The 22,006-nt window shown below is 45.2% G+C and carries 20 protein-coding genes; 1 reads left to right on the top strand and 19 read right to left on the bottom strand.

Features of this window, described 5'->3' with window-relative positions:
* Positions 1 to 112: 112 nt before the first annotated feature.
* The 8 genes from prmA to aroQ form a co-directional block, all read right to left on the bottom strand.
* Entirely contained in the window at positions 113 to 994 is an 882-nt protein-coding gene (gene prmA / locus PN836_RS12080) for a 50S ribosomal protein L11 methyltransferase (RefSeq protein ID WP_395338642.1), read from the bottom strand.
* A 33-nt stretch (positions 995 to 1,027) separates the two neighbouring features.
* Positions 1,028 to 2,572 (bottom strand): S10 family peptidase, encoded by a 1,545-nt coding sequence (locus PN836_RS12075; protein ID WP_395338640.1) that lies wholly within the window; start codon positions 2,570 to 2,572, stop codon positions 1,028 to 1,030.
* 8 nt (positions 2,573 to 2,580) lie between these two features.
* Entirely contained in the window at positions 2,581 to 2,760 is a 180-nt protein-coding gene (locus PN836_RS12070; RefSeq protein WP_395338639.1) for a DUF6435 family protein, read from the bottom strand.
* Between the two features lie 29 nt (positions 2,761 to 2,789).
* Positions 2,790 to 3,161, bottom strand: a complete 372-nt coding sequence (locus PN836_RS12065; protein WP_395338637.1) for a hypothetical protein — start codon at positions 3,159 to 3,161, stop codon at positions 2,790 to 2,792.
* Positions 3,148 to 3,321, bottom strand: a complete 174-nt coding sequence (locus PN836_RS12060) for a hypothetical protein (RefSeq protein WP_395338635.1) — start codon at positions 3,319 to 3,321, stop codon at positions 3,148 to 3,150. The genes PN836_RS12065 and PN836_RS12060 overlap by 14 nt, the downstream gene beginning before the upstream one ends.
* 80 nt (positions 3,322 to 3,401) lie before the next feature.
* Positions 3,402 to 4,748, bottom strand: a complete 1,347-nt coding sequence (accC, locus tag PN836_RS12055) for an acetyl-CoA carboxylase biotin carboxylase subunit (RefSeq protein WP_395338633.1) — start codon at positions 4,746 to 4,748, stop codon at positions 3,402 to 3,404.
* Between the two features lie 14 nt (positions 4,749 to 4,762).
* The gene (gene accB / locus PN836_RS12050) at positions 4,763 to 5,209 is read right to left on the bottom strand and encodes an acetyl-CoA carboxylase biotin carboxyl carrier protein (protein WP_395338631.1); all 447 of its coding nucleotides are present in this window, start codon (positions 5,207 to 5,209) and stop codon (positions 4,763 to 4,765) included.
* An 82-nt stretch (positions 5,210 to 5,291) separates the two neighbouring features.
* On the bottom strand, positions 5,292 to 5,720 hold the full coding sequence (aroQ, locus tag PN836_RS12045) for a type II 3-dehydroquinate dehydratase (protein ID WP_395338629.1): 429 nt from the start codon (positions 5,718 to 5,720) through the stop codon (positions 5,292 to 5,294).
* Positions 5,721 to 6,033: 313 nt separating this feature from the next.
* Here aroQ and PN836_RS12040 point away from each other — a divergent pair, with 313 nt between their 5' ends.
* Positions 6,034 to 7,647, top strand: a complete 1,614-nt coding sequence (locus PN836_RS12040) for a diguanylate cyclase (RefSeq protein ID WP_395338627.1) — start codon at positions 6,034 to 6,036, stop codon at positions 7,645 to 7,647.
* Between the two features lie 78 nt (positions 7,648 to 7,725).
* Here PN836_RS12040 and PN836_RS12035 read toward each other — a convergent pair whose 3' ends face one another.
* From PN836_RS12035 to PN836_RS11985, 11 genes are all read right to left on the bottom strand, one after another.
* Positions 7,726 to 8,775 carry a protein-glutamate methylesterase/protein-glutamine glutaminase gene (locus PN836_RS12035; protein ID WP_395338625.1) on the bottom strand — a complete coding sequence of 350 codons (1,050 nt, stop codon included), beginning with the start codon at positions 8,773 to 8,775 and terminating at the stop codon, positions 7,726 to 7,728.
* Between the two features lie 61 nt (positions 8,776 to 8,836).
* Positions 8,837 to 9,442, bottom strand: a complete 606-nt coding sequence (gene cheD / locus PN836_RS12030; RefSeq protein ID WP_395338623.1) for a chemoreceptor glutamine deamidase CheD — start codon at positions 9,440 to 9,442, stop codon at positions 8,837 to 8,839.
* Positions 9,439 to 10,272: a CheR family methyltransferase gene (locus tag PN836_RS12025; protein ID WP_395338621.1), complete on the bottom strand. Its 834-nt coding sequence runs from the start codon at positions 10,270 to 10,272 to the stop codon at positions 9,439 to 9,441. The genes cheD and PN836_RS12025 overlap by 4 nt, the downstream gene beginning before the upstream one ends.
* Positions 10,273 to 10,275: 3 nt before the next feature.
* Complete coding sequence (locus PN836_RS12020) at positions 10,276 to 12,288, bottom strand: methyl-accepting chemotaxis protein (RefSeq protein ID WP_395345623.1); 2,013 nt, start codon at positions 12,286 to 12,288, stop codon at positions 10,276 to 10,278.
* A 1,120-nt stretch (positions 12,289 to 13,408) separates the two neighbouring features.
* Positions 13,409 to 13,915: a chemotaxis protein CheW gene (locus tag PN836_RS12015; RefSeq protein ID WP_395338619.1), complete on the bottom strand. Its 507-nt coding sequence runs from the start codon at positions 13,913 to 13,915 to the stop codon at positions 13,409 to 13,411.
* The gene (locus PN836_RS12010; RefSeq protein WP_395338617.1) at positions 13,905 to 15,908 is read right to left on the bottom strand and encodes a chemotaxis protein CheA; all 2,004 of its coding nucleotides are present in this window, start codon (positions 15,906 to 15,908) and stop codon (positions 13,905 to 13,907) included. Before PN836_RS12010 ends, PN836_RS12015 begins: the two co-directional genes overlap by 11 nt.
* Positions 15,909 to 15,920: 12 nt before the next feature.
* Positions 15,921 to 16,286, bottom strand: coding sequence for a response regulator (locus PN836_RS12005; protein WP_395338615.1), 366 nt, complete (start codon positions 16,284 to 16,286; stop codon positions 15,921 to 15,923).
* A gap of 3 nt (positions 16,287 to 16,289) precedes the next feature.
* Positions 16,290 to 17,960, bottom strand: a complete 1,671-nt coding sequence (locus PN836_RS12000) for an ATP-binding SpoIIE family protein phosphatase (protein WP_395338613.1) — start codon at positions 17,958 to 17,960, stop codon at positions 16,290 to 16,292.
* A 19-nt stretch (positions 17,961 to 17,979) separates the two neighbouring features.
* Positions 17,980 to 18,261: an STAS domain-containing protein gene (locus PN836_RS11995; protein WP_395338611.1), complete on the bottom strand. Its 282-nt coding sequence runs from the start codon at positions 18,259 to 18,261 to the stop codon at positions 17,980 to 17,982.
* A 99-nt stretch (positions 18,262 to 18,360) separates the two neighbouring features.
* Entirely contained in the window at positions 18,361 to 19,515 is a 1,155-nt protein-coding gene (locus PN836_RS11990) for a methyl-accepting chemotaxis protein (RefSeq protein ID WP_395338609.1), read from the bottom strand.
* A gap of 251 nt (positions 19,516 to 19,766) precedes the next feature.
* Complete coding sequence (locus tag PN836_RS11985; RefSeq protein WP_395338607.1) at positions 19,767 to 21,680, bottom strand: protein-disulfide reductase DsbD; 1,914 nt, start codon at positions 21,678 to 21,680, stop codon at positions 19,767 to 19,769.
* Positions 21,681 to 22,006: the final 326 nt, after the last annotated feature.

Genomic DNA, 22,006 nt, shown 5'->3' with positions numbered 1-22,006 from the left:
AAAGTATATGGCTTTCAAAGGACTAATTAAACACCATATTTTTTGTATGTCGAAATATGCTTAAAATTAGTACGTAATACATTCCTACGTGTTTCTGGCGCTATATTTTACGTTATTTGAATCGGTGTCCGACCAGTCGAACCCAGTCATCAGCATTCGCCACAGCGTCAAAGCGAAAGTCTTGTTGATAAACATGCATTACTTCGTCAGCTTGTTCACGCAAAATGCCAGACATTACGAGGGTGCCTCCTACCTTGCAATAATCCGTGATCACGTGGCTTAACTGTTTTAATGGTCCGGCTAAAATGTTTGCTAAGACGATATCGACTTGTAGTGAGGGTTGATTGTCAGGTAAGTACAACGACAGGGCGTTTGCTACGTTATTATTGCGTGCATTCTGTTCACTGGCTAAAAGCGCCTGTGGGTCAATGTCGATGCCACAGACTGATTTAGCCCCAAGTTTAAGCGCTGCAACTGCCAATATTCCGCTGCCGCAGCCAAAATCCACAAGGCTCTTTGTGTGAAGTTCTTGTGCGTCAAGCCATTCTAAGCAAAGGCGAGTGGTTGGGTGCGTTCCGGTGCCAAAGGCCAGTCCAGGGTCGAGTTTTATATTAACCGCATCTGGCTCAGGAGCTTCGCGCCAGCTTGGGCATATCCATAGCCGCTTGCCAAAGCGCATGGGATGAAAGTTATCCATCCATTCTCTTTCCCACTCTCTGTCTTCAAGCTGATCTTGCTTATAAAACATACCATCGATAAATAAATCATGGCTTTTTAAACCAGTCACAATTGGAGTGAGGTCAACGTCCGCCTCGTATAAACCAATCACCTGAGTGTCTGGCCATAAAAGTACTTCACCGGGTTTAGGTTCGTACACGGGAGTATCTTTTGCGTCAACAAAGGTAACAGCTTGAGCGCCAGTACCTTCCAACAACTCAGACAGTGTTTCTGCATCCTTTGCTTTTACATTTATCTTGAGTTGCTGCCAAGGCATAAGGTCTCTACTTCTTTGATGACTGGTTATATCCTAATACTGACTCAAAAACGCACGCATGTCATTGGCGAGGTTTTCCAGTGAAGGGTGATGGATGTACATCATGTGCCCTGCGGGATAATAATGCATTTCAAGGCGTGACTTGTCGATGCCCGCATGATTCATTGAATACTCTGTGGCAAAAAATGGCGTGGCCAAATCATAATATCCGTTTGCGACAAAAATTCTAAATGAAGGATTCTGCCGCTGGGCTTTAGCCAAAAACTGAGAGGTATTTAAAAACCCTTGAGAGCGAGCAGAGCTCCCATATAGCCAGTTCCAATTTGAAAATACTTCACCAGATAAAATGTGATAAGGCGTATGTCGCAATACACCTAAATCACTTGCCAAATAGCTGTGTATAGCGGCTGTGTATGCGCCATCAATTGCATATCCAGATGGGTCTGCCTCAAAGCGGGCTTCCACATTGCTGGCGTCTTCACCTAAGTAACGGCTGTCTAAACGACCTACGCTTAGCCCTCTATCGCGCAGTAATTCTTTCATGAAAAAGAACTCATTGATGCGATATTTGCTTTGCTCTATATAAGTACTTGATAAGCCCGTGTAGCGGCTGAGTGTATCTCGAATACCGTCGAGTTGAGCTTGTGTGGCTAAATCGCCAAGTACTAGGGTGCTTGCGTATTCTCTTAGCGCAAAATTTCGGACTTCATCCAAAAAGCTCTCTAGTGAATCCCATTCATTTTTGTTTGGTAATGCATCGTGATACCAAGCAGTAGCCGCATAGGTAGGTAAAAATGTGATGTAGGGTAAATCATTGCCGGGGTGAAAATCGCCTGTTTGGAAATCGACGATACTGGATATTAAGAACACACCGTTTAAGTCGATAGTGCCCCAACCTTCTTGAAGCTCTTTAACCATAAGAGCCGCGCGGGTGGTGCCATAGCTTTCACCCGCTAGATACTTAGGTGAATTCCAGCGTTGGTGCTCGGTAATAAATCGACGGACAAACTCACTCATTAGTTCGGCGTCTTCTTTCACGCCCCAAAAATCCTTGCCTTCATATTCGCCAAGGGCTTTGGAATAGCCGGTACCGATTGGGTCAATGAAAACCATATCGGCAATGTCCAATAAGCTAAAAGGATTATCATTTAAGTTGTAAGGCGCAGCAGGAACAGGGTCGGCATCGCTCGGGATTTGGACAATTTTTGGTCCAAACACGCCCAAATGTAACCAGACGCTCGAGGAGCCAGGACCGCCGTTGAACACAAACAGTAAAGGTCGAGTAGCGCTGTCTTTCACATTAGTTCGAAAGTAAGCGGTGCTAAAGATAGAGGCTTTGGCTTTACCCTCTTCATCCATAAAGTGCGTGTCACCGGCAATCACTTCGTATTCTACTTTTGTGTCATTGAATCGCCCACTATGCTCTGTCGTGCTGATTTGCGGGCTTTCAACTTTTGCCGACGCGAGGGCTTCATCATTTGGCGCATTTGCATAAGCGTTTTGGATAGAGGAGACAGTACTAGCGCCCAAGAGGGCGACCAAGCTTACAAGCAATATAACAGGCAATCTTACTTTCATAAATCTAACTAGTCCTTCTTTTCTTTCTCAAGCGTTTCTATTTCAGCCCAAATAGCCTCGGCTTCGGCAGTCAGCATTGAATACGTTTTAATATCGCCCTTGCGCTGCGCATGCATGGCTTGCTCTAGCTTCATATCGTAGTTTTTGCGAAGTTTTTTGGTTGGGTTGGATTTAAATAGGCCAAACATAAGCGTTCCTTTTAGTCAGTTTAGGTCACTTAAAGCTTGAGCAAGTCCTCAACGTAGCGCTTAAGTGGTGTAGTCAATACACTGACTTGCTGAGAATCGTTCACCACAATCGCCGTATTTACCACGGCCAATAGTTCATTAAACTCTCCAGATTGTCCGGATTGAAGCTCACTAACCTTATTTTGAAAGGCTCGCTTTTGTTCGTCATCATGCGCTTGAAGCTGATGTAGCGCACGTTTAACGTACTTGCGCCATTCTGCCTGATAACTTGCATAAAGACGTTCAGGAAAGCTCTGCAAGTCGAGCACATCCTCTCTTAGGTTAACGATGTCATTTTTTTTGTCCATGGCGTATCGAAGTGTAAATAGGTCGGTGATGCCACAAGTGTCAATCTCTTGCATGCTCGCTCTCTTTGTTAAGCAAGACTTTGACGCGTCCAAATGCATCTGAGGGCGCTAACACGGATTTGCTAGGAGGATGGAGAGGGTATTCAATTTGAAAGCCGCTGTGAACCCGTCCATGGGCGCTCAGCGAAATCATCCATGATTTCGATGCTTTCAAATTGAATACCCTCTCCATCCTCCTAGCAAATCCGCTCGCTGTTCAAGCTACGTTGGGACGCAGCAAAGTCTATAAATTGCTTAGCCTTCGCTTTCTAGTTTTTTCTCTAAGTAGTGGATGTTGGTACCACCATTAAAGAAGTTTTCATCAGCCAGGATGCGTTTTTGTAGGGGGACATTGGTTTTAATACCGTCTACTACTAGCTCGTCAAGGGCGTGTCGCATACGCACAATCGCCTCCTCGCGGCTCTCACCAAAGGTGATTAACTTACCAATCATTGAGTCATAGTACGGTGGAACCGTGTATCCAGAATAAATATGCGACTCCCATCTGACTCCTAGCCCACCGGGGGAGTGAAACATGTCAATTTTCCCCGGGCTTGGGATAAAGGTGTTCGGATCTTCTGCATTTATGCGACATTCAATAGCATGACCGTGTACACGCACCTGCGACTGTTCGATTGACAGCGGTTGGCCGGCAGCAATGCGCAGTTGCTCTTTAATTAAATCCACACCGGTCACCATTTCTGTGACTGGATGCTCAACCTGAATCCGCGTATTCATTTCGATGAAGTAAAACTCGCCATTTTCGTATAAAAACTCAAAGGTTCCCGCACCGCGATAGTTGATTTCGATACACGCCCGGCGGCAGCGCTCGCCAATTTTGTCGCGCATTTGTTGCGAGATACCCGGTGCAGGTGCTTCTTCTACCACTTTTTGATGGCGACGCTGCATAGAGCAATCACGTTCACCTAAATGAATCGCGCTACCTTGGCCATCGGCGAGTACTTGAATTTCCACATGTCGAGGGTTTTCCAAATACTTTTCCATGTATACGATATCGTTATTAAATGCGGCTCCAGCTTCTTGCTTGGTTGCGCTGATCGCATTTTCAAGCTCTGACTCGCTGCGCACCACACGCATACCGCGGCCGCCCCCGCCACCTGCGGCTTTTACAATCATCGGATAGCCAATTCGTTTTGCTATGGCACGGTTTTTCTCCATGTCGCTGCCTAATGGACCGTCAGAGCCGGGTACGCAAGGAACGCCCGCTTTACGCATGGCTGCTATAGCAGAGACTTTATCGCCCATTAAATTAATGGTTTCGGCCTTCGGCCCTATAAATACAAAGCCGCTTTTTTCAACAGCTTCAGCAAAGTCAGCATTTTCCGACAAAAACCCATAGCCTGGATGAATGGCAATGGCATTGGTAACCTCTGCCGCGGCAATAATACGCGGAATATTCAAATAACTCTCTTGCGCTGGTGCCTTGCCAATGCAAATGGACTCGTCAGCAAGCAGTACATGTTTAAGGTTTCTATCGGCAGTTGAGTGCGCGGCAACGGTTTTGATACCAAGCTCTTTGCATGCGCGCATGATTCTCAATGCAATCTCGCCGCGATTGGCAATAAGCACTTTATCTAACATTAGAACGCCCTTATTTATTCAATCACAAAAATAGGTTGGTCAAACTCAACGGGATCTTGATTAGTCACCAGGATCTCTTTAACCACGCCTTCAACATCAGATTCAATCTGATTCATCATCTTCATTGCTTCAACGATGCAAAGTGTATCGCCCTTCTTGACGCTTTGACCTACTTCAACAAAAGGTTTGGATTCAGGCGATGAAGAGCGATAGAAGGTTCCGACCATTGGCGAGCGAACAACATGCCCACTGACTTGAGCAGGCTCAGCTTCTGCGGGCGCCGCCGGTGCTGGTGCAGCGGGCGCTGGGGCGACCGGCGTAGGTTGCGCCATGTATTGTACTGGCTGAGCACTCCCTCCTCGATGGATACGAACTGACTCCTCGCCTTCTGTAATTTCAAGTTCAGCAATGCCAGATTCTTCTACCAGCTCAATGAGTTTTTTAATCTTTCTTATGTCCATGATGCCGCCTTTTTCTAAATTTGTTAGTAAAAACTTGTTGTGTGAAATTTTACTTATTGTTGTGTATTAGATAGTCAATTTATTATTCAGTTGTGATGAACGCGTCTATGGCCAGTTCATAACCGCGCACGCCTAAACCTACGATCAGGCCTTTTGCAATATCAGACAAAAAGGAGCTGTGTCGAAAGCTCTCTCGCTGGTATACATTTGATAGGTGCACTTCTACAAAGGGAATTTGCGTGCCAAGGAAGGCATCTCTTAAAGCAATACTGGTGTGGGTAAAGGCACCTGGGTTAATGACAATCCCGTCAATTTTCCCCATATGCGCATGAATGATATTCAGTAGTTCATGTTCAGCATTAGATTGAAAGCAACTCAATTCGACGCCTTTGCTCTTTGCATAATTGACCAAAACATCTTGAACATCGTCGAGTGTTTGAGACCCATATACTTCGGGTTCGCGAGTGCCTAACAGGTTTAAGTTTGGACCGTTTAGTAGTAGTAATTTCATAAAATGCGCTTATTTGTTTTGATTATGAGCATATTGTGCGCTTAACGTTTCAAAATGCTTTTCTTAGACTTATCCAAAGCATTTTTTACTAAATCATAACAACTTTTCTAAATATTTCTCGAAAATAGCATAAATAGTGGCAAGTTATCAGCAAATTACTGGTCTTATCAGCGAAGTTTAGGAGAATGATGCATGGATAAAAGTGCAACATCACAAGTGCAATATCAAATAAAGCTGCGCTAAACTTATTTGTATATCAGCCGATGTTTTTGTATCAAACACATTTGTGTGTCCTCAAAAATAGGAACTCGTCTTGTTATCAAACGATACCTGCGAACAATATAAACAAGATTTAAAGCGCTTGGTTCAGTCATGGTCGGTGGCGCGTGTGAGCAAGAAAAGCAAAGACCTGACATCGTTCAGAAACACCGTGAGCGAGGTCGCACAATCATATGCAAGCTTTCCATTATTCACGTTACATGAAATGCTTCAAAGTATGCAGTCCACCTGCGAACGCGGTATGTCCGGGCAATATTCAAGTGTGCGCACAAAGGCTGACATAGACTGGTTGATGAATCAGCTTATTCGTTCCAACAAGCTCACGCCTGACCCAATATTAAGCGAGTCGGACGAGAATGAAGAATTGCTTTTAGATAGAAAAACGCAACCTGCCTATGGCCCGCAGAGCATTGTTAAAGTGGCAATCATCGATGATGAAAAGTCCGTTGGCGGTTTGCTTAAGGCGATGCTCGAGCAGTTTAGTTTTGATGTTTCGTACTTTGAATCAACTGCTGACTTTGAAATTAGCCTACAACAAACACAGCCAGACCTAGTGCTGCTCGATATTACGATGCCGGCTATAAGCACAGAGCAGGTCTTCGACTTTGCGCAACAGTTAGTTCAGCGCAACATCAAGGTGATTACCTGCAGCAGTCTTTTTAATTTTGAGACCCGCTTACATGCTGTAAGAGCCGGTGTATCTGATTATGCAGTTAAGCCTGTAAATGTGTACTCTTTAGTTGAAAAAATCACGCGTTCACTAAAACGACAAGTTAATCAGAACTATCAGATTGTGATGCTTGATGATCAAGTATCGATGGGGGAGTTCTACCAAGCAGTGTTTTCTCATGTGAATGTGGACTTTCACTTTTTTCAACAAGCAGAAGAATTGCTTGACGCAATAGAGCATTTGCAGCCAGATTTATTTTTGCTTGATCGCATTATGCCAAGTGTGAATGGTCTAGAGGTCGCGTCGATGATTCGACAGGATCCAAAATTTGACTTTTCACCCATTGTGTTTTTGACCGCCGACGAGCAGTTAGATACAAAGCTAAATATTCTTGCGCACGGTGCAGATGATTTGATTGCGAAAAACACGCCAACGCCACTGGTGCTAAAACAGGTTATGGCAAGGCTTGAACGCTCAGCATTTATTAAATCATTTGTGTCAAAAGACCCGCTTACTGGCGTGCTCAATCATGGACAAATTGTGGAGGCAGCAAATCATCAGTTACGCCTGCACAAACGTCATCCTACCCCTTGCGTACTCGCACTGATAGACGTTGACCATTTTAAAGATGTCAATGATTCACATGGTCACTCAGCAGGCGACTTAGTGCTAAATGGTTTAGGGCAGCTATTGCAATCCTCTGTTCGTGAGACCGATCTGGTGGGTAGATATGGAGGCGAAGAGTTTGTGATTTTATTTGTCGATTGTGAGCTTGCTCAGGCGCACAAGAAACTCGACGCTATACGCGAAAGGTGCACTAAGATGCATTTCGTACAACACAAGCCATCAATCGCGATTAGTTTTAGCGGCGGCTTGGTCGATTTGAGCGAACATAAAGAGCTACCGCCTGCTATTAGCGAAGCAGATCGCTTGCTTTACCTAGCAAAAGAAAGTGGTCGCAATCAGATTAAGATTTAATGAACACATTTATCGCACCATAGCGTAATACACTTTGCAGTGCCTGCGTCATGCTCAGCGCAAAAAAAACCAGCGCGTCTACAAGCGTGTCCCGTTGCCCTTCTTCTCAACCGCTTTAGTTAGCGCCATACTCATCTTTTCAAGTGGGAAGACATTACTCGTAGCACCAAGCTCTACTGCCGCTCGCGGCATACCGTAGACCACACAGCTTTCTTCGTCCTGCGCCATGGTTAATGCACCCGCTTTTTTAAGCGTCAATAAGCCCTTGGCTCCGTCTTTTCCCATACCGGTCAATAGCGTCGCTACGGTATTGTTGCCAGCGACTTTTGCTAAGGATTCAAACATCACATCGACCGCCGGTTTATGGCCGCTCACCAAGGGGCCATCGTTCAGGCGAATCCGATAGTCTGCGCCATGACGAGTAATTTCCATGTGCTTATCGCCAGGTGCGATGTAAGCATTGCCAGGTAATAATCGCTCACCGTCTTTGGCTTCGTGAACCTTAATTTTGCATAAGGAGTCAAGTCTTTGCGCAAACGAGCGCGTGAAGCTCACTGGCATATGTTGTGTTATCACCGTTGCGGGAAAGGCAGGAGACAGGTTAATTAAAACTTGTTTGATTGCTTCGGTACCGCCAGTTGATGCACCAATACCAACAAGGGTTTCAGTGCCCTGGTAAGCAATGGGTATTGCCTGAGTCGCAGTATTGGTAGTTACACGCGGTTTGGGTTTTGACGCGGCTGCAATTTTTATTTTTTGAACAATCTCTTGTTCGTAAGCACTCATACCCTTGGAGACATCAATTTTAGGCTTGGCAATAAAATCAATGGCGCCCAATTCAAGTGATCGAATGGTGGCATCGGCACCCTTTTCAGTAAGGGTGGATATCATTAAAACGGGAGTAGGTCGCGCTTTCATCAGGCGGTCTAGGAAGGTAAGCCCATCTACTTTTGGCATTTCAATATCAAGGGTGATCACGTCAGGCTTGAGCTGCGTCACCATGTCTTTTGCTACAAATGCATCAGGAGCGGCACCAACAAGTTCTAGGTCAGGATCTTGACGAATAATTTCGCTGAGTAAACTGCGAATAAGGGCGGAGTCATCAACGACTAAAACGCGAATGGACAATCATACTCTCCAAATCTATATTTTTCTAATTCAAGTAAACAAACGAAATATCAAACAGCCGTCAGAAAAAATCAATATCGCCAGATGCGGGGGTTTGATTAACCTTGACTCTGTATTCACTTTCTCGCTCGATAATAGTTTTATTGTGAAGCGATTTGAGCTTTCTCACTTTTACCTCGCCGGTTAAAGGAAAAAAGTACACCTTTCGCGGATAGTCGCCTAATAAGTCTTTAGCAACCACGCGGATGCTTTCGGTGTCTAAATAGTCTTCAACAAATGCAGCGTTCTGCTGACCAACGGTATTGCTTCTCAGTTGCTTCATTACATTTCCACCACCGAATACTTTGGCTTCAAGGCGCGATTTCGAAGCGCCAAGCTTAATCAGGTGATTAACCAAAATCTCCATTGCATATATTCCATAGCGTGCAGAATCGGAGTTGAAATTAACTTCATCTTTATTGGCCGGCAATAAAAAGTGATTCATGCCGGCAGCACGCGTAATGGGGTCTCGCAGGCATACCGATACGCAAGAGCCAAGCACGGTAACAATCATGGTTTCGTCGCGTGTGGCAAAGTACTCTCCGGGCAAAATCTTAACCGCATTAGTATTGAAGTTCTTATCAAAATACCGATTGGGTGCTAAATGCTCCGAAAAGTGCGCACTCACAGGGTACCAGCCTTTGGCCGATAAACGGTCTTACCAAGTGGTGTGAGTATGCTGCTCACATGTGAAAAGTTTTCTGAATGGCCGGCATAATATAATCCCTGTGGACGCATATGCTTGATAATTTTGCTCAATATGTTGAGTTGAGTGGGTTTATCAAAATAGATCATCACATTTCTGCAAAATACAATATCGAAGTCTTTTGCTAGCTGCCAGCTGTCATCCATTAAATTAAGTTTTTGAAAACTCAGCAGTTTACGAAGTTCAGGCACTACACGCACGAGACCAGAATTACTGCCCTTACCGCGCAGGAAAAAGCGTTTTTTCATACTTTGCGGCAAGCCCTCTAGCTGCTCTATTTTGTAAACGCCCTGGCTGGCGGTTGCTAGCACTTTGCTATCAATATCGGATGCTATAATCTCTACCGGCAAATCAAAGCTACCGAAGGCCTCAACGGCCGTCATCGCAATTGAATAGGGCTCTTCACCTGTAGATGCTGCTGCGCACCAAATTTTAAGCGCTCGCTTGTTTGACGCGATATGCTGCTTTAAATGGTCAAAATGATGTTTCTCACGAAAAAAAGAAGTCAGGTTGGTTGTTAGCGCATTGATAAACTCTTCTTTTTCTTCTTCGTGTCTGTCCAAGTAGTGCAAATATTCACTAAATGTTTTTAGTTTCAGCGCTCGAATGCGACGAGACAAGCGGCTGTAGACCATCGAATCTTTGCTATCTGCAAGATTGATCCCCGCAAGCTTTTTAAGCTTGGCGCAGACAACTTCAAAGTCTGCGCGCTTATAGCCAAATTCGGTTTTCTCTGTTGCCGCTGCCGCCATTGTCTAGAAGCTTTCCCATTCGTCTTCATCGGCAATGGCAGGGATTGCTTTTGTTGATGAAGTATCGACTCTAGTGCTTTTAGAAGTGCGCACTGAAGGCAGTTCGTCAAATTGCTGCGACAGCAAGTCTCCTTCTTTTGCGGGTGATGTTTTGTTTACAGCAGTACTTACATCAGAATCGCTCAGTTTAAACGTACCCACACGATGGTTTAGGTCTGATGCCTGAGAACGCATGCTTTCTGCCGCTGCTGCGGCTTCTTCTACAAGCGCGGCGTTCTGTTGAGTCATTTCATCCATTTGCGTGACTGCTTTGCTCACTTCATCAATTCCCGATGCTTGCTCAGCTGATGCAGCAGCAATCTCTGACATGATGTCGTTCACGCGCTGAATTGACACGACAATCTCTTGCATGGTGTCGCCCGACCGACTTACCAGTTCGTTGCCGCTCTCTACTTTAGCGACCGAATCTGAAATCAGATCCTTAATATCTTTTGCTGCGTTGGCGCTTCGCTGCGCCAGTGTGCGAACTTCCGAAGCAACTACTGCAAAGCCGCGGCCTTGTTCACCGGCTCTTGCTGCTTCAACTGCGGCATTAAGCGCAAGAATATTGGTTTGGAAGGCAATACCGTCAATTACACCGATGATGTCGGCTATTTTCTGCGCCGACTCGTTAATTGAGCCCATGGTGGTGACGACTTGCTGTATCAGCTCACCGCCGTTGCCAGCTACTTCAGAGGCTTGTGACGCTAAACCGTTAGCTTGATTCGCATTCTCCGAGTTCAGACGCACGGTACTGGTCAACTCTTCCATACTCGAGGCCGTTTCTTCCAAGCTTGAAGCTTGTTGCTCGGTGCGGGTAGACAAATCTGCATTACCTTGGGCAATTTCTGATGACGCATTGTTAATGGTGTCACTTGCGCTGCGTATTTGGCTAATTACGTTTACCAAATTTGTGGTTGTGGTATTACAGTAGTTTTTAAGATCGTTAAATGTGCCTTGATAGTCGCTTTCTACACGCTTGGTCAGGTCACCCTCAGAAATGGCAAGCAACACATTGCTGACTTCGTTTAGACCGGATTCTGTGGTTTTCACCAGCTGATTCAAGCCTTGCGTGAGCGCTAGCATAAAGCCTTCTTTACCTTCTTCATTGATGCGTCTGGTAAAGTCACCCTTGAGGCTAGCTTCTACGATATCGGCCACTTCACGCTCAGCTTCGATTTCTTTAGTTCGGTCAAGCCATTCAACAACTGTACCGATGCGCTCACCATTTTTGCCCATGATTGGACTTGCTGTTAGACGGAAGTTTCGGCGGCCAACTTTAATGTCAGATGCGTGTTTCTCTTGTAAGGTTTCCAAGATACCTTTTTGATGATTCGCATTTTTGTGGAATCTGTCCATGCTTTTGCCAATAATGTCATCTGCCGAGAAGTGTGGCATGACTTTACGCAGGTCAGCCTCTGCTTCTTTAAGCATGGTCATCACAGAGCGATTCATGTAAATGATGTTTCTGTCAGCATCGGCAATCATTACATTGGTGCTAGTGCAATCAAGCGACTCCAGAATACGCGCGACTCTGCGCTCTTCTTCATAAATTGCAGTCATGTCGTGCCATTCAACACTGTTTCCTAAGTCCTTACCTTGTTCATCGCGGATAGGGTTAATCATTAAGCGGAATGAGTATTTACCAAGATTAAGCTTTGCTTCGTGAACGGTTTTCAACTGGTCTAACACGGCATGCTGATGAGCAGGATTGCTATGGAAACTGTCGATGCGAGTGCCAATGAGCTTATCAGCGTTAAATTGAGGAAGGTCTTTGCGAATTTCTGGCTCGCATTCTTTCAATAATTTACGCGCGGCCTCATTCATGTATACGATAGTGCGGTCTGCGTCAGACATCATAAATGACATTGAGCTGCTATCTAAGGCCTGTTTCACCTTACTCGCTTCAATGGCAGTGGCTGCAGCTTCTTTGAGTTGACCCGAAAGCGCCGTTAACTCGCTCTCCAAAACGCCCATCTCATCTTTGCGCTGAGCGTTTAGTTTGACGTCGAATTCGTTAACCGCTATTTGCTTAAAGGCCTTGATTAGCGCATTGGCAGATGCCATGACCGAGCGAACGATAATGCCACCCGTAAATAAGCTCACGGCAAACAAACTAAGAATGATTGTCAGTGTCGCGGTTCTTTCACTTGCTACGCTGTCGACTCTTTCTTGAATGACTTCAGTCAGCGCTATTATGTTCTGATCATGAAGGCTGTAAAGCTCATTAATGACATTTGAGTATTCAGTAAAATATGCGTTGGCACTGTAGCTTGGCACATCGCGATTAAGTATTTCAGTTTGTGTTAATCTTGCTAGGGTATCTACTTGCGCACGCAATGCTGATGCTTTTTGGTATGCGCCAGAGAATCTAGCGTCTGCGTCGGCAGCAGATTGCATGTTGTATTCAAAATCTGCTAAGGGCGACTGAATGTTATTTAAAAATGCGCCGATGCTGCTCTTTTTTGCGCCGCTAATTGCGCTGCCTGAGAGTGCGCCGGCTCCTGCGCCTCTGATTTTGCCTAAATTGTCTGCCAAACGTGGCATGTTTTGCAGGTTTGCAATGATCACATGATAACTGGCCGCCGCTGGGTCGTAGCTTAGCAAAAAGTGCTTTGATATCTCTGAAATGAGCATATCAGCATTAGCAATCATGTTTGAATGAGACGAAAATGATTCACTTGGCGAAAAGTTGCGTGACGATACTCGAGATTTAATACCGGCCCAGGTTTGCTCAAGTGCGTTAAAGCTTGATATGAGTGATGAATCATCGGTAGCTTGACTGATGACATCCTTCACTTTTCTAAATTGCGTATCAACCTCGGTAGTCTTAGCGCTAACGGCACCGGCAGAACTAGCGTCACCATTAAATAACTTAGCGGAAAGACCACGATGTTCAGCCATTACCTTTTTGAGTTTAACCACAGCGGTTGCTGGCTCAATACCCTGTAGCTCAATTTGCGAAGAGGACTGCGTATCTTGCGAAAGCTGGGTGTAATAGTAGGTAGGCAATGCCAAGCCAGCAATGGCAAGCACTGCGATAATGCCCATTTTTACAGGCAGTTTGATGTTGTCAAACCAATTGAAAATTTTCATTTTATTCTTGCTCCGCTTTAGTGCTGGGGTCAAACAGGCCCAATTCATCGCTTGAAATTAGTTTTTGAATATTGACCAAAATGATCATCTGTTCGTTGATGGTGGTGAGTCCATGCAGATACGCGCTGTCAAAGGCAACGCCAAATTCAGGTGGCGGTTTAATCTCGCTATCCTCAACTTTTATGACGTCCGATACCTCATCTACCACAATGCCAACAATGCGTTCACCAATCATGAGCATGATCACAATGGTAAATTCATCGTAGGTTGCCTCGCCTACCTCAAACTTTAAGCGCAGGTCAATAATTGGCACAATATCACCACGTAGATTAAGGACGCCTTTGATGTAATCTGGCGCGTTGGCAATTTTAGTGACGTTTTCGTAACCGCGAATTTCTTTCACCGTCATAATATCAAGCGCGTAATTCTCATCACCCAATACAAAGGTCAAAAACTCTTGATGTTCTTCGTTGGTGATTTCTTCTGCCAATTGTGGACTAGCTGACACTAGACACCTCCTGTTTGCTAAGGGTTTTTACTTCTGCGGCGATTGATTCGATATCGAGGATCATGGCTACACTGCCATCCCCCATAATGGTTGCACCGGCCACACCGGGAACGCGCCTGTAATGTTGTTCTAAACTTTTAATCACGACTTGCTGTTGGCCGTCGAGGTTGTCTACCAATATGCCAAAGCGTTTTCGACTGGTTTCAACGAGCACAACAATGGCATCGGTAAGTTGGGTTTTTGCGCCTTCTATGCCCATCATTTTGTGCAATTGCACGAGCGGCCAATACTCTCCACGCACCCAAAGTACCTGATCATTGGCCAGTGTTTTAAGTTGCTCTTGAGAAGGCTGCATTGATTCAATAATGTTAGTGAGCGGAACTACATAGGTCTGTTTACCTACCGACACACACATACCATCGACAATCGCTAAGGTCAGCGGAAGACGAATTTTAAATTCCGAACCTACACCTTGATGACTCTCTATTTCTACCGAGCCACCAACCGATTCAATGTTTCGTCGCACAACATCCATGCCCACGCCGCGGCCCGAAACATCGGTAACGGCTTCGGCGGTCGAGAAGCCGGGCTCAAAAATCAGGCTCCATACATCGCTATCAGTAATATCGTCGGGGACGTCCAGGCCATTTTTAACGGCTTTTTCGAGAATTTTTTCACGATTTAGGCCTGCGCCATCATCTGTGATACTAATCAAAATGCTGCCGCCGCGCTGTTCTGCGTTTAATATCACAGTGCCGCTCGGGGTTTTTCCAGCTGCCTCGCGCGCATCAGGCATTTCTATGCCGTGGTCGACGCTGTTTCGAATAAGGTGGGTAAGTGGGTCAACGAGCTTTTCAATCATGCCTTTATCAATTTCGGTCGCGCCGCCCTCAATGACAAGGTTTACGTCTTTACCGAGCTTATCGGCAAGATCTCTCACCACTCTTGGGAAGCGATTGAACGCAAAGGACATAGGGAGCATGCGCATCGACATTACTGCCTCTTGAATTTCACGAATATTGCGCGAGAGCTCGCCAATGGCACCATCGAGCTTTTCTTCGGTTTCGCCATGCACTTCTTTACCCACAATTTTGATCATCGATTGGGTGATCACAAGCTCGCCGACTAAGTTCACCAGCGAATCGATTTTCATGGTATCTACGCGAATTGAACTTGATTCTTTAGCTTCTGATTTTGCTTTGCGTGCTGCGGGCTTTTTGGCTTTACTTGGTTTTTCACTGGTGCTGGTGCTGCTCGTTTTTGCTTCCTTTACTTGACTGCTACTTGGTTCGTCATCAAAGAAGCCAAAGCCATCATTATCGTTTTGCACTGGCGTTGTTTGCGTTTTAGCTTTTTGTGAGTCCTTGCTTGTAGCTGAGTCTTCGGCAGCTTTGGCGCTTTGATCTGAGCTTTCATGTGCATTGCCCTCACCTTGGTCATTTTCGTCTTCGTAAAACCCGAAGGCCTTTTCTTCTTGAGTTTGCTCTAACGGTTCAAAAAAGCCGAACGCGTCGTCATCGTCTTGCGTTACTGGGTTGTCGTAAAGGCCAAAGCCTTCAATTGGCTCGTCTTGTACAGAATCAACTTCTTCACTATTTGACTCTGATGGTCCAAGTAATTGCTCTAGGGCAACGGTACCGCGTTCAATCCGATCCCAGTCAATATCATCTTCGTTTTGGTAGCATTCAAGAATGCTTTTGAGGGTGTCGACCGTGACCAGCAGTTGGTCAACGATAGCTTTGGTGATAACCAGCTCTTCTTTGCGCGCAAGGTCAAGAATGTTTTCCATGACATGAGTTAAGCCGGTAAGCGCATCGAAACCGAATACACCGCTACCACCTTTGATGGAGTGTGCCGCTCTGAATATGCTGTTAAGATCTTCTATGTCTGGCGCGTCTAAAGACAGCTCCATCAATAGATGTTCCATGTCTTCTAGGTGCTCTTGGCTTTCTTCGAAGAACACGCCGAAGAATTGACTCATGTCTACTGACATAGCGAAACGTCCTTATGGCAAGACTTTGGCAGCGACCGCAAGTAATTTTTGCGGATCAAACGGTTTCACCATCCAGCCGGTTGCGCCTGCCGCTCTGCCTTGCGCCTTCATGCTGTCGCTCGCTTCGGTTGTAAGCACAACAATTGGCGTGGTGCGATAAGAGCTTAGGCTGCGTAAAGACTTGATTAGGGTAAGGCCGTCCATGCGCGGCATGTTTTGGTCGGTAATGACGAAGTCGTATTGCATGCGCTTACATAAATCCAAAGCAGCTTGACCGTCTTCAGCGGTCGTAACTTGATAACTAGCGGATTTCAGCGTGACCTGAACCATCTGACGAATCGAAGGAGAATCGTCTACAGCTAATATGTGTTTGCTCATTGCCTAAAACTCTCTTTTTAATACAACTGACGTTTGATTGCCTGGAGGGGTCACCTCAACAGACTTGCATAACTTTTCTATCAAAGGTAAACCGCGCCCTGATAGTCCCTCATTGATCATTGAACTATCAGACTTAAGCTGATATCCACTCCCTGTGTCTTTGATTGAAAATTCTATTTCGCCGACACCTGGTTCAAAGCTAAATGTCATTTCTAATGCTGATTCATCACTAATATTGCTGAGCCTATCTTCTTTCAGCTCTATGTATTCAGCAAATCCAGCGACATCATTTTTAAGCTGGGAATCCAAATCTAAAATTCCGTGGTCGAGCGCATTGCTGATAAGCTCAGCAAAAACTGTGAACGCCTTTTGACGTGCATCGCCTATCACATCGATACCGCGCATCAAACTGTCGAAACAGCCTACAATGTCGCAAGTGCCAATTATTCCACCCGACAGTCGCAAATATGCATGAACCTTGCCAGTCTGTTCATCGTCTGAGCTTTTGTTGTCGTATAGGTGGGCATCGATCAGGTCTGAGAGCTGTAAGTCGCACACCGAAAGGTCGTCTTGCAATTCTTCCATTTCATTAAAAATGGTAAAGTGGTTTACCACTCGACTAACCAATGGCTCTTTGCTGTTGTTGTTTTCAATAAGCTCAATCACGCGCTGCATGCCAAACTCTTGTTTGGACGGGTTTTGTTGTTCAATTAAGCCATCACTAAAGAAAAATAGGTTGCGATAGGGGTGAGCCTCTATACTCACAATGCCCGGGTCAAAATCATCTGGCTCTAAAATGCCTAAGGCCATGCTGGTAGAGGGGTAGCGCTCTACTTTTAAGTCGTGGCGAAGTGCAATGAGGTCTGGCATACCGCCATTGAATAAGGAAAAGTTTTGCTTATGGAAGTTGATTTCTACGCCAATGAGCGTCACAAATTTGTCATCGGGAAGCTCTTTGCACAGTTTCTTGTTTGCCTCATGGATAATGTGGGCCAGCGCTAAGCCCTTGCGTATCATCGCTTTTATGGTAGTAACCAGCGGCAAAATGCTGATGGCAGCGGACAAACCATGCCCTGTTGCATCCGCCAAGATGACAAAACGATTGCCGTTTGGCGCGGTGTCGCATATAAACACATCGCCGTTGAAAGCGCTTGACGATTGTATGTAGGTATCAACACACTCTGTTTCGGTTTGAAAATTTGCCGCAACGTGTTCATAAACGTAGCGCGCCAACTGTTCTTCTTGTTCTTGTTTATTAAGCAGGTTACTTAAATGCTTTGCTTGCTCCTCTAACTGAGACTCTTTGTCGTAAAGGCGTCTTACGCGCTGCATTTTTTGCCACAGCAAATCCAGCGACAGGGGTTTTGCAAGAAAGTCGTCGGCACCGTTTTCAAAGGCCTCAAGAATGGTGTTTTGATTGTCATCTGCGGTAATCATCATTACCGGGCTCGATTTACCTTGAACAGAGGTGTCCTTAATGGTGGAAAGAAAGTTCAGCCCATCACCATCAGGTAAATGATTATCGAGCAAGATAAAGTCGAAGGTTGAGCTTAGCACCAGAAGTTTTGCGTCGGACAATGTTTCGGCTGCGATGGTGACACAGCCATTATCTTCCAAAAATGTTTGCAAAATTTCTGCAAATAAACTGTCGTCTTCTACTACTAGTACGCGCATGGCTTCACCTTACCGCTCGCTATGATATTTCGAACAAGCGGTCGAAATTAGCAATAGTCAATATTTCTTTTGCGCTCTCTTTTGCGCCTCGAATTCGCACTTTGATGTTTTTACTTTTCGCTTTTTTCTGAAATAAAACCATCATGCCCAAAGCGGAACTGTCTAAATAGCTTACGCGGCTGAAGTCCAGCGCAATGTTAGTCACACTGTCGGTGTTAATAATACTCTGGTACTGCTCTGTAAATTCTTTGTGGTAACTAAAGTCGAATCGTTCTGGTACTTGCAATGACTTTTCACTCATTTCTCATCTTTCCTATTACTTAAATAATGTTGCGCAAAGCGCTTTTTTGTCGTTCATAATGCGCTTCTTGATAAAGTGCATTTACCATATATGTATTCGCTAGAAAAGGTCGATATCGCCCGCTTCCATACTTGTAGCGGAGACGGGATTGTGGGCATTGCGCTTGCGACTATGTAATTGCTCCAAGTAATCATTAATTTGCGCGCTGATATCTGTCACATTTTCTGGTGTTAGATGCTCTATTTGTTGGCGAACAAAAGAAATCGTGTCGAGCGTAAAAGCAAGATTTTGACCATTGATATCGCCAAACTGAAGCGCTCGGATTGCTTGCGACAATGCCTCGTCTAAATTGTGAGCAACCGTCTCAAGTCCCTGAGTGACTAATGAATCTGATTCTGCCTTCTCGATAATGCTAACGAGTGCTTCGTTGATGTCCTTTTTCGCATCAATAACGTAACTCACGTCATAGCTTGCGAGCCTGCCAACTTCGCCGGTTAGACCTTCAATTTGTTCCGACATAGACTTGAGCTGGGCCTGAATTGCATCACTAAATTGAGAAGAGCGATTTGATAGCGAGCGCACTTCATCAGCAACAACGGCGAATCCGCGCCCGTGCTCACCCGCTCGTGCAGCTTCAATCGCGGCATTGAGCGCTAACAAGTTAGTTTGGTCGGCGATACTGTCGATGTCTTTTACTGCTTTGAGCACCTGTGGAACAGACTCGTATATTTCTGTCACCTGATCTAGCAAGGCCATTGAAGACGCAGACATTTCCACAGTAGAGGTAATAAATTTATCGAGGGTGTCGGCAGTACTGTCCGCAAAATTGCGCATTTTGTCGGAATACAAAATATCCCCAGAAGCGTCGGCGCGCATAAGCGTTTGAATGGTATCCGACTGGGTGTTTATGAGTTCTTGTAGTCGGGTAAAGCTCTCACTTAAGGTAACAACTGCATCGTCTTGTGTGCTTTTAATCCCCGCAATATTCGACTCACTTTCTTTCAGTGTTGGAATAAACTCGTTTCGAAGCGCTTCAAAATCGCCAAAAAACTCAGCAGATCCTACGCAGGTATCCGCTTGTGGTTCCTCTACAGGGGCTTGTTTGTTGACGTTTCCAGCCCATAATACGGAGGCGATAAGCCCACAGGCTAGTATCAAAAAAGACACCAGGGGCATGCTGTAGACTAGGCATAATGCTGAAATCACAATTATCGATGCTGTGCTAATAATGACTTTTGGTGTTATAACGCTCATATACTCTCTACTCATTGGGTGGAGAAAATTACCTTTTTACTTTACAGGCCGCAACAACAAAGACTTGGCGCATGCGCGCCTAATTCTTGACACCCTTGTAGGTATCAAAATGCTCTTTACACTGGCTTAAAGAAAACCGGATTCGATACAATGTTATCGTTCGATTTTGTGAAAAGTTTAGGAAACAAAAAAGCGCGCTTGAGAAGCGCGCTTTTGTAATTGGCTGCAAAAGGTGGTGTTTAGACGATGCCTCAGTTCTGCAAGGCGCTATTCACATGCGTAGCAAATGCTTCGGCTTTCATAAAGCCAGTCACTCTAGATTGAGATAGCTCATTGCCTTGGGCATCAAAAAATAAAATGGTGGGTAAACCTAGCACGCCAAACTCCTCTTGAAAAGCAAGGTTGGCAGGCGTATTCACGGTCAAATCAATCTGCATCCAAACAGTATCTTTAAGTGCTTCAACAACCGCAGGATCTGGGAATGTGTATTTTTCAAACTCTTTACACGCTACGCACCAGTCTGCATATAAATCGACCATGACGCTCTTACCCTCAGCATTTGCTGCTGCGAGTTTTATATCGAAGTCGTCTAAATCTCTGACCATGATAAATTCCGGATGCGCTGCTTTGCTTTGTGAGCTTGTACCGGCAAGCAAAGTATTGTTACCAAGCAGGCCATTTAACTGTAGAGCATGCACACCATATAGCACAGAAGCGATAAAGCCAGTGATCACAACTAGATTGCGTAGGCCTTTTCCAAAACCCGTTTTTGTATCTTGATTGACGGTAATAAGGTAAGCAAACAAACTTAAACCTAAGACGACCCATAAAAACTCAGTCCACGGTGCAACAAAAATTCGTTCAACGAATAAAATAGCAACAGTGAGCATCATAAAACCAAAGGTCACTTTTATCACGTTCATCCAGTTGCCGGCTTTGGGAAGTAGCTTACCGCCAGTCATTCCGAATAATATCAACGGAATACCCATGCCTAAACTGAGGGCATAAAGCGCAGAAAATCCAAATAAAAGGGAGTCGCTTTGGGCAACGACAAGTAGCACAGCCGTGAGCGGAGCGGTGGTGCAGGGCGAGGCGACTAAGCCTGAAATGACGCCCATTACAAATACGCCGATTAAATTCCCTGATTTTTGCTCGTTGCTTAAGCTATTTAGTTTTTCTTGCCATTTTGAGGGTAGTTGAATCTCATACGCGCCAAACATAGCGAATGCCAAAGCGATGAAGAGAATAATGAATATGCCTAATAGAATAGGGTTTTGCAGCGCCGCTTGAAACTGCACGCCCGCAGAGGCAACTATTAAGCCGAGCAGTGAATAGGTGATTGCCATACCCTGCACGTAAACAAACGACAATATAAAGGCATGAGAAAGCTTGATGGCCTTTGCACCCTCACCACCGGCGTTATTGCCACTTCGGCCAATAACGATAGTCGAAAGAATGGGATACATAGGGTATACACATGGCGTAAAGGCTAATCCAATGCCAAGTAATAGCAAAATGCCAAGACTGACTGCGAGACTTTCATCTGATAATAGTCTTTCAGCCAAGGTAAACTGTTGGGAAACGCCGCTGCTGACATCATTAGTATCACCGCTTTGATTGGCAGTGCTCGACACGTCAGCTGAGCCTTGTGCATTGTAAGCGTCTAAATAGATGACCTTTGTTGTAGGGGGATAACATAACCCTGCTTCTGCGCAGCCTTGAAAGCGCAGTCTTACTTGGCCGTCTTGCGCCGTTTGAACAATCGGGTAGCTAATTTCGATGTCATTGAAGAACACATCTGAAACGCCAAAAAACTCATCTTCAATGGTTTCGTGCTCGGGGTAAACAGCTTCGCCAAGGACAGCGTTTTTAGTATTTGCTTGAAATTGCTTCTTATATAAATAATAGCCCTCGGCAATATCCCATTTAATAATTAATTCACCGTCGCGCTGCTCAAAGTCAAAACCAAAAGCTTCATCTACTTTTAAAAAACTGGGGGAGTCAGAAAACAATGAAGCCGGCGTTTGCTGAGCATGCAATGATAAGCTAGTCAAACTAAGCAAAAGGGCGCTGAAAGCTCCAAGTATAGAAAACTGAGTAAGAACCCGTTTCGCAATCGTAAATTTTTCAAAAAGAGCTTGAGCAAATGACTTGCTATACAACATGCACACATATCCTAAAGAATTAAGTCCGCCCACCTAGACCGGATAAGTTGGTGGAATGTTTCATTTAAACGTCATTATAAGCGAAAAGTTGAGGGGAGATTGAATTATTAGCTCAGCGTGCAGGCTCTTACTGAATTTGAAAGCATCGAAATCAGGGATGATTTCGCTGAGCGCCCAAGGACGGGTTCACAGCGGCTTTCAAATTCAGTAAGAGCCTGCACGCTGAGCTAATAATTCAAAAGTCCTTTGTCTTATTCACGCTTCTAAGGGGGCGCTGAGCAGAAACGGAGGTTTAATTTGCATCAAACAACCCCACGTTGTTAATG

The sequence above is a fragment of the Ningiella algicola genome, from assembly GCF_028401415.2.
In the GTDB taxonomy this organism is placed as follows: Bacteria; Pseudomonadota; Gammaproteobacteria; order Enterobacterales; family Alteromonadaceae; genus Glaciecola.
The sequence above is the reverse complement of the archived record's forward strand: the minus strand, read 5'-3'. Positions and strand labels throughout refer to the sequence as shown.